The organism is Methanobrevibacter sp., from assembly GCF_015062935.1.
Classification (GTDB): Archaea; Methanobacteriota; Methanobacteria; order Methanobacteriales; family Methanobacteriaceae; genus Methanocatella.
On the sequence record NZ_SUTM01000038.1, the window covers coordinates 1 to 9,163 of the forward strand.

The window sequence follows — 9,163 nt, forward strand, 5'->3', positions numbered from 1 at the left end:
GAAAAATTAGAAAAGAAAAAAATCTTGCTCCTCAAAAATTTTTTAATCCGAATCACTTAAGTTTTTGAAAGAGCCTTTTGAATATTTTAAAAATAATTTTGAGATGTTAATGTAATTATAGTGAAAATTAGTTGAATGAGATATGCAATTAAATTACAGTTACCATTATTCTAAACAATAGTTAATGTGAAAACTTCAAAAATAATTAAATCCACATTAACATTAACGGATGCATTTTTGTTTTTAAATCCCGTGATTTGAAGGGATATATATCCTACAGTCGATTTCAATAGGATTTTTAAAATCGTTAATGTTAATGTAAAAAAAAAAATAAATTAGATATTCTGTTTTAAGAAATATCCCAGATAGATTCCTCCATATGCTGCAACAGGAATCAGCAATATGAACAATATTATTTTGAAATATCCGCTCAAATCTATGGACGGAATATAGTTTGGAGTTGTGGATTGATATGAGCTACCATAAGATGAAGCCAATGGACTGGATGATAAGGCTGAACTTAAAACTCCCAGAATACCCATTAAAAATGTGAAAATCAAACCGATTCCACACAAAACAACTGCAAAAATACTTCCAAGATACATTGAAAAGTTAGGAACAACATAAGATTCATCATTACATCCGAAGTATCCGACAAATATCGCTCCAAAGAATACTGAAAAAACAATAGTCAACATCAGATAAGTAATCAAATCAATTGAACCATTAGCCATGAATGATGACCATACAAAAGCACCGACAAAGAGGAATATTCCAAACACTATAAATGAGAAAATTATTACTGGAAAGCTTGTTTTTTCAACCAGATTATCGAAAAATCCCTTTGATTTATTATTCGCTTTAAGAATTGGATGTGACAGATTGCAACCGCATTCGGTGCAAAATTCAACATCATCATCACCAATTTCACTTCCGCAATTTGGACAAAATTTTGAGTATATCATTTAAAACACCTTTGTTACTAATATGTTAATAACAATATAAAAATATTTTGATAACTTGAAAAAAAATAAATAGGAGCATAATACTCCACTTATTTTACTTTAACGGAAATCTTTTTTGAAATGCTATTGTAATAGCTATTTCCACCAAATTTGACAGTACCTTTATAAGTTTTTTTAGCTTTCAATGTAACCTTAAAAGAGACAATGCCCTTTGAATTTGTTTTGGCAGTGTAGGTATTTTTGTTGATGGTTAACTTGACTGTCTTTTTGGACATCACTTTTTTGAATTGGTCCTTTAAAAGCACCTTAATAATTTTATTTTTGCTTTTAAGCTTCAGAACCTTAATTTTTTGTGTTAATGTAGATTTCTGCTTTTTGACAGTGCCCTTAACATTTTTACTGATAGCTTTATATCCCTTATCTCCTTCAAAGACAACTGATGCAATATAGGTTTTAGGAGTCTTTAGATTTACTTTCAAACTGACTATACCCTGGGAATTTGTTTTTCTAGTGTATGTTACTCCATTGAGTTTGATTTTTATTGTTTTTGAAGCCACTGCATTATTGTCTGAATCCTTAAGTGTGATTTTTAATGTTTTTCCATCATATAAACTGTATGTTATGAGATTGGATGCGATTATTTTGGTTTCCATTGGATATTTGAATGTATTGTTGACGATTGTCACTGTTGAGTTAAGCTTATAGTCAGGCAGGTACTCTCCTAAAGGAGTCTGTTCGTTGGATGTGAAGTTTACATAGTCTCCCTGTTCAATGATATTTACCCATCTGTCTGCTGAGGTATAGTTTCCATTCCAGAAAATCAACTGGTTTTGTGTAAACTCATCAGAGGAGTTAATATTCAATCCCCAGTAATTATCTGTTGCATAATCAGGATTTCCCCAGTAGGGAGTGGTTGTATTGAATATTGAATATGAAACTGTTCCGTTGTCTCCTCTCCAGTATATTGCAGATCCGTATTTTTTGGCAGGATATCCGTCGAATACAGATTTCATAAGAGTTCCGTTTGAAGCCATCCATACCACTGCCCCTCCAAACTGACTGGCTTTTGAAGTATCGGAAATGGAGTTGAAAACGGAATTTTTCAATACGCCGTTGATGCCTACCCATGCAACGTCGCCTCCAACGTGATATCCTACATTATTTGTGAAAATGCAGTTATCTACATAGTTATTGGCTCCATCAAGTTCAAATGCTCCTCCACTGTATTCTGCAGTGTTTTGGGTGAATCTGCAGTTGATAATTGATACATTTTCACCGAGAGAGTATATAGCGCCCCCATATCTTGCAGAGGATTTTGAGAAATTGCAGTCTATGATTTTAAGGTTATTGCCTTCTGCATTGATTGCACCCCCGTAGTTGATTCCTGACGGAGTATCCACAACTCCATTGATGATATTCAGATTTTTCAGGGTGACGCCATCTGCATGGATCTTGAATATCTGTGAACTTGATTTTGCATTAAGTACGGCACTGTATTTTCCCTCAATAGTAACCGGTTTTTCGATTGTTATCTCGTTACCTGAACCTTGATATGTGCCTTCAAGATATATTATGCTGGATTGTGATGAATTGTCGATTGCTGTTTGGATTGCTTCAAATGTCTTGTCTTTGACTGTTGTTTCATTGTCTGCCGCCTGAACAGCAGAAAAAGTTAAAAATAGAATAAGAATTATTGAAATTACTGATAATATTCTCTTCATTTCACACACCTTTGTTAACGATATGTAAAAATATATAATTCAATGATAATAAATATTTTGAAAAAAAATAAGGGGAATTAAATCCCGTTTATGAAGGATTTAATCCAGTCTAGGATGCCTTCAATTGAAAAGCCGTTGCTTGTTGCATTGCCCATAAAGCCACTTACCTGACCTTTATAGTAGTTTACATCCCCTTGAACGTTTTGCACCTGCTCAATGGAATCTGCAAGGTTTTCAATATCAGTATTTGTTATGTTAATGTTATTGTTTTGAACATAATTGTTAATGATGTTCACAATTGTGTTGTGGTCTGTAATATTGTCTTTTGAAACTTCCTGTTTTACGTCATCCACCAGTTTTGAAAGTGAATTTGGGTCGACACCTGAGTTGTCGACAATTTCTGCCTGTGTGCTGATCTCGTCAGCTGCAGCCTCTTTTACTTTTTCCGGAATTTCAACGTTTGTAGCCGCTTCGTATGAATTCATGATTCCTGCAAGGGCTGATTCGCCTGTTGCAGATACAGGGCTTGTTACATAAACATGACCTGCTGTAATTCCAGCGGATTTTAAGGCTGAAATGTACATGTCGCCTGTTACAGTTGTGATTTTTGATTTGTCAACACTTACCTGCAATTTTGCATTGTCGTTTAAATCCACAAGTGCTGAAGACAATATTTGATTGGAACTGTAAGTTTTACCTGTTATTCCAGTAGATATTTTATTTACCTGATCGGCAGTGATTATTTTTGAATCAGCGCCGTTTAAATCTACATTTGCCTGACTTTTAAAGAAGTCATCAACAGTTGATTTGTAATCTGAATTTGAGTGAGTTGCTTCACCATAAGTTACTACGACGGAATTTGCTTCGCCTGAAAATCCAATAGGAATGATCATGGCGAGTACGATTAAAGCCAAGATGGCTATAGTAATTTTACGCATTTTATATCACCTCTGTAAATTCCTATTTTTAGTTAGTCGAAGTAGTATTTAAATGTTACAGTTTTCTGGACATTTTCTAAAAATTCAAAAGTTCAGAAAAAGATTATAAAAAATATACAATAATATATGCTAAAATTTTAAAAATTATTCAATTTTATTAATTTTGAAATTAAAAATTTAGCAATGTGTCAAATATCTACTTGGTGCCCAGAAGCACATCATCCATTCCATTGTAGCCTACAGTCTCACCTGTCCTTTTGGCAACCCCTTTAGCCTCAACGGCAAGTTTGTCTGCAGCATTGTTCATCACATTGTTCGAATGGCCCTTGACCTTGACAAAGAGCAGTTCACAGTTTTTATTTTCAATTTCACCCATCAGATTCCAGATTGCCTTAACTAGTTCCAGATTTTCAATAACCTTCCCATTGGATTTCCTCCAGCCCCTTTTCTGCCAGTTTTTGGCCCATTGGGTGAAAATTCCAATGCAGTATCCGCTGTCAGTGTAGATTTCGATTTTATCCCCATCAGTACAACAGTCGAGAAAGTCTCTCATGGAGGCGTATATCGCATAGAGTTCCATTTCGTTGTTGGTCGTTAGCCTGCACCCACCAGACTGGCTTGAGTCCTCCTCGCCATTAAAACATCTGATATATGCCCAGCCGCCTTCACAGCGAAGGTATTTTCCGCCCCTGTTGACCATTGTTGCAGCACCGTCTGTAAAATAAGAGTAAGTATCCATGTCTGTCACCTTATATAATATTTAATATGATGATAAATATACTTTAATCAGAGGTAGTTAAATATGCAGAGCAAAATTTCAGAAATTCTAGAAATGCAGTTTCCGCCGATTGCACTTCTAAAATCAGACACCAAACCGGAAGATGCAACAGGCCCTAAAGGCGAAAGGGGCGGCTGCGTAATGAGCTTTGTTGCACAGACCATTGCAAAAAGAAAGACAACATACTTCGGCCGTGAGCACATCACATGCGGAGGAATATCAGTAGGCTTCGGATGGGGTTCAGGCATGGCCAATGAGGATGCAGTTGACTTTCAGGCAACATTCCTCTCATTGGGCGTCGACTCCGCTCCCGATAGAGCAGCCTACGAAGAGAGATTAAGCCACATGCCGAAACACACAAGCGAAATGTTCAGGCACGGCGAGAGAATATACTGCGATTTTGAAACGGCAAAAAGCGGCATCAAGTCAAGGCCTGTTTATGATGAGGGCCAGTACGTGATATTCAAGGCTCTTGAAAATCTTGAGGATGATGAAATTCCAAAATCAGTCATATTTACAGTCAATCCTATGGAGCTGACCGTCCTGACACAAATCAACTCATCTTTCAGGGCCAACAATGCCTGCATCATGACCCCGCAGGCCTCAGCATGCCAGGCAATCGGAAACTTTGTTTTCAGGGAGGCTGAAAGCGATGATCCGAAACCGGTTCTCGGACCGATTGACTTTGCCGGAAGGGGCAAGATGAAGCATTTCATACCGAATGAATACATGAATCTTTCAATGCCATGGGAGCTGTTCCTGAAGCTTGAGGAGCTGAGCGAGACAAGCGTTCTTCAAACCGACCTGTGGAAGAAATTCAAATAGTCCGATTGTTTCGGACAATTTAACTTTTTTTTAAATTAAAACATTTATTAATTTATAAAATCTAATAATTTACCAATGAAACAATTAATCACGCCACTGAAAAATAAAATCGGATACATTTTTGCGATATTTCTCTTTCTGATTATCCAGGTTTACTGCGATTTGACACTGCCGCAGTATACTGCAGACATTGTAAATATCGGTATTCAAAACACAGACTTCGATTTTATCATGGCAACGGGCGAGATGATGCTTTTGATGGTGGCGATATCCGCTCTTGCAACAGTTGGCGTGTCCTATTTTTCAAGCAGGGTGTCTTCCGGATATGCAAAGGACCTGAGAAAAATTGTCTATTCGAAAGTTTTAAAATTCTCAAACCATGAGCTGAATGAGATTTCAAGGTCCTCGCTGATTACAAGGTCAACCAATGACATCAACCAGCTTCAGGGCGTTCTTGCAATGATTTTTACAACACTGCTTTTTGCGCCTCTTCTGGGAGTCGGAAGTATCATAAAGGCCTTTGAGCTTGGAACCGACCTTTCATGGATTATTGCAGTCACATTTGTGGCCGTGGTTGTCCTTCTTGTAATCGTTATGGTCAGGGTGCTGCCGTATTTCAGAATCACCCAGGAAATCATCGACAAAATCAACAAGACATCAAGGGAAATTCTGATTGGAATACCTGTAATCAAGGCGTTTGTAAGGCAGGATTATGAGCGTGAAAGATTCGAGAAGGTAAACAGGCACTTTTATGATGTAAACATCTACGTATTCAGGACAATGCTAATCATGCTTCCGCTGATGACACTGATTATGAACCTGATGATTGTCCTGATTCTATATTACGGGGCATATGATGCAATGACAGGCTCAATCCTGACCGGAGACATCATCGCATTCATCCAGTATGCAACACAGATTGTGACCTCGTTTCTGATGATCGGGGCATTCATCATCATTCTGCCTAGGATTCTTGTTTCAGGAAGGCGTGTCAATGAGGTCCTTACAACCGAAATCACAATAACCGACGGTGATTTGGATGAAATCAGTCCAAACTCCACAATCGAGTTCAGGCATGTCCGCTACGAGTATCCTGGAAGTGAAAAGGAAACTCTTAAAGACATCAGCTTCAGCCTAAGGCCCGGAAAAACCACTGCAATAATCGGCGGAACAGGAAGCGGAAAGTCAACAATTCTCAATCTGATTCCCCGCCTTCAGGACCCGACCTCCGGTGAAATCCTTATTGACGGGAAAAACATCAAGGACTTCAAGCTGAAAACCCTCAGGGACAAGATAAGCTTCACTCCCCAAAAGGCGATACTCTTTCAGGGAACCGTCCGCTCCAACATACAGACCGGAAAAAATGATGCGACAGACGATGAAATCAGAAGCGCTCTGAGCCTTGCGCAGGTCGACTTTGTGGAGGACCTCTCGGAAGAGGTGACACAGGGAGGGTCCAACTTCTCAGGAGGTCAGAAGCAGAGATTATCAATAGCCAGGGCAATCATCGGCACTCATGACTTCTATCTTTTTGACGACTGCTTTTCAGCCCTGGACATGAACACCGAAAGGAAAATCAAGGAGAACCTCAAAAGCCTTGAGGATTCATCCATCCTGATTGTTTCCCAGAGAATTTCAACAATCATGGACGCCGACGAGATACTTGTAATCGACAACGGCGAAATCGTGGACCGTGGAACACACACGGCACTGGTTGAAAGCTGTGAAATCTACAGGGAAATCGTAAACACGCAGATTGATACAATGGAGGCATTGTCATGAGTCCAAGGCCTATAAGACGAAAGCCTCCTGAAAAGCCCGTCGACAACAGGAAGGCCATTAGAAACATAATGTCACTTTTAAAGGACCATAAGTTCAGATTAATCCTTACAGTCATATGCGCCATTCTTTCAACGGCATTCACGATCATTGCACCTTTATTTATCGGTGAAGCAACAACAATAATCTATGACGGAATCAACAACATTGCCCGCAATACAGGTACTCTGGACATCATAGGCCTTGTCCACCTTCTGGTCATGGTTGTGATTTTATATGTCGTGAGTGCGGTATTTTCATACCTTCAAAGCTATTTCCTCATCAAGATAACCACCAAAATCAGCTATGATCTGCGGGAAAGGCTGATGGATAAGATACTTTCTCTTCCGATGGACATGGTTGAGGAAAACAAAAGGGGAGACATACTGTCCAGAATAACCAACGATATCGACTCCCTTCAAAACGGAATCACCCAGTCATTCATACAGCTGACAACAGCGGTAATCACCCTTGTGGGAGTGTTCATAATGATGCTTTCCATCAACATCTGGATGACCCTGGCAACCGTAATCCTCATCCCGATAGCATTCCTGGTAATCAGAGTCATTACAAAATATTCCCAAAGCTACTTCCTAAAGCAGCTTGTCCATAAGGGTTCACTGAACGGCCAGATTGAGGAGACATTCACAGGCCATGACATAATCCGGGCGTACAATCAGGAGGAAATCTCAATGGAGAAATTCGAAAGGGACAACGAAATGTGGTTTGACCAGGAATGGAAATCACAGTTCTACTCCAGCCTCAACGGTCCTCTGATGAACTTCGTCTCCAATTTCACATACGTTGTGATAGCTGTGCTCGGAGCGATATTTGTGCTTCAAAGGGCAATCACCGTCGGAGACATCCTTGCATTTTTCCAGTACGTCCAAAGCTTTACAAGACCTATACAGCAAATCACACGCGTCATGAATCAGATCCAGACTGCCATGGCTGCAAGCGAAAGGATATTTGAATTTTTGGACTACGGCGATGAGGAAAATCCGTCAGCAAAACAGATTAGCGAGGTCAATGACTGCATCAGCTTTGAAAACGTCAGCTTCGGATACACTCCGGATGAAACAATAATCAAGGATCTGACCTTCAGCGTTAAGAAGGGCGAAAAGGTTGCTATCGTCGGTGAAACCGGAGCGGGAAAGACCACAATCGTCAAGCTGCTCATGAGATTCTACGACATTGACTCAGGCTCAATAAAAATCGACGGAATCAACATCAATGAATATGACAAGCATTCACTGAGGTCCCTGATTGGAATGGTTCTTCAGGACTCCTGGCTTTTCTCAGACACCATTGAAAGCAATATCAGATATGGTGATTTAAACGCCTCAGAAGATGAGATAACCGATGCAGCAAAGCAGGTTTATGCCGACAATTTCATAAGGCAGCTGCCTGAAGGCTACGACAGCGTACTGAACGAGGACAGCGACAACATTTCCCACGGACAGAAGCAACTGCTGACAATAGCCAGAACAATTCTTTCCAAAAAGGAAGTTTTAATTTTGGATGAGGCAACCTCAAGCGTTGATACAAGAACTGAAAAGCTAATCCAAAAGGCTATGGACAAGTTAATGGAAAACAGAACAAGTTTCATAATCGCCCACAGGCTGTCAACAATCAAAAATGCTGATAAAATAATAGTCATTGAAAATGGTGAGATAATCGAAATGGGAACTCATGAAGAGCTTTTGGCTGAAAAAGGATATTATTACAATACTTTAAACACACAATCAAAGGAGAATATAATATGAATAACCTCACACTGTTTCTTGAACAACCTCGCCTTGAAGAAGGCGAGGATTCCTAGAGTTTTGTTTTTATTACTCAATCGTTTATTGAGTGCTTTCTAGGCAATCCCCCGGGGTTCCACCGGTTAAGTATGTTAATAGCAGCATTGACATCCCTATCTAATTTTTCACCGCATTTCGGGCAAATCCAATCTCGTGTTTTCACATCTAAATTTTCATTTATATGGCCACATTTGTGGCATGTTTTACTGGTATTTTTGGCATCAACAAACACTACCCCTTCAGCTTCTGGCTTGTACCATTCAAATTTCTTTTTTAATTTATTTATGAATTCAGATAGGGGAAAAATCAAATT

The 9,163-nt window shown here is 39.2% G+C and carries 8 protein-coding genes; 3 read left to right on the plus strand and 5 right to left on the minus strand.

Annotated features, from left to right (window positions below):
• Positions 1–335: 335 nt before the first annotated feature.
• The 4 genes from E7Z81_RS11865 to E7Z81_RS11880 form a co-directional block, all read right to left on the minus strand.
• The gene (locus tag E7Z81_RS11865; protein WP_292748110.1) at positions 336–965 is read right to left on the minus strand and encodes a zinc ribbon domain-containing protein; all 630 of its coding nucleotides are present in this window, start codon (positions 963–965) and stop codon (positions 336–338) included.
• A gap of 89 nt (positions 966–1,054) precedes the next feature.
• Positions 1,055–2,686, minus strand: coding sequence for a hypothetical protein (locus E7Z81_RS11870; RefSeq protein WP_292748112.1), 1,632 nt, complete (start codon positions 2,684–2,686; stop codon positions 1,055–1,057).
• A 77-nt stretch (positions 2,687–2,763) separates the two neighbouring features.
• Positions 2,764–3,624 carry a DUF1002 domain-containing protein gene (locus E7Z81_RS11875; RefSeq protein ID WP_292748114.1) on the minus strand — a complete coding sequence of 287 codons (861 nt, stop codon included), beginning with the start codon at positions 3,622–3,624 and terminating at the stop codon, positions 2,764–2,766.
• Between the two features lie 196 nt (positions 3,625–3,820).
• The gene (locus tag E7Z81_RS11880; protein WP_292748116.1) at positions 3,821–4,363 is read right to left on the minus strand and encodes a ribonuclease H; all 543 of its coding nucleotides are present in this window, start codon (positions 4,361–4,363) and stop codon (positions 3,821–3,823) included.
• Positions 4,364–4,426: 63 nt separating this feature from the next.
• Between E7Z81_RS11880 and E7Z81_RS11885 the strand changes: the two genes are divergently transcribed.
• The 3 genes from E7Z81_RS11885 to E7Z81_RS11895 all read left to right on the plus strand — a co-directional run bounded on the left by E7Z81_RS11885 (position 4,427) and on the right by E7Z81_RS11895 (position 8,811).
• Entirely contained in the window at positions 4,427–5,227 is an 801-nt protein-coding gene (locus E7Z81_RS11885; RefSeq protein WP_292748118.1) for a DUF169 domain-containing protein, read from the plus strand.
• Positions 5,228–5,302: 75 nt separating this feature from the next.
• Complete coding sequence (locus E7Z81_RS11890) at positions 5,303–7,009, plus strand: ABC transporter ATP-binding protein (protein WP_292748120.1); 1,707 nt, start codon at positions 5,303–5,305, stop codon at positions 7,007–7,009.
• Positions 7,006–8,811 carry an ABC transporter ATP-binding protein gene (locus E7Z81_RS11895; RefSeq protein WP_292748122.1) on the plus strand — a complete coding sequence of 602 codons (1,806 nt, stop codon included), beginning with the start codon at positions 7,006–7,008 and terminating at the stop codon, positions 8,809–8,811. The genes E7Z81_RS11890 and E7Z81_RS11895 overlap by 4 nt, the downstream gene beginning before the upstream one ends.
• Before the next feature lie 73 nt (positions 8,812–8,884).
• Here E7Z81_RS11895 and E7Z81_RS11900 read toward each other — a convergent pair.
• Positions 8,885–9,163, minus strand: a 279-nt coding sequence (locus E7Z81_RS11900) for a transposase (protein ID WP_292747102.1), incomplete at its 5' end; no start/stop codon positions are given.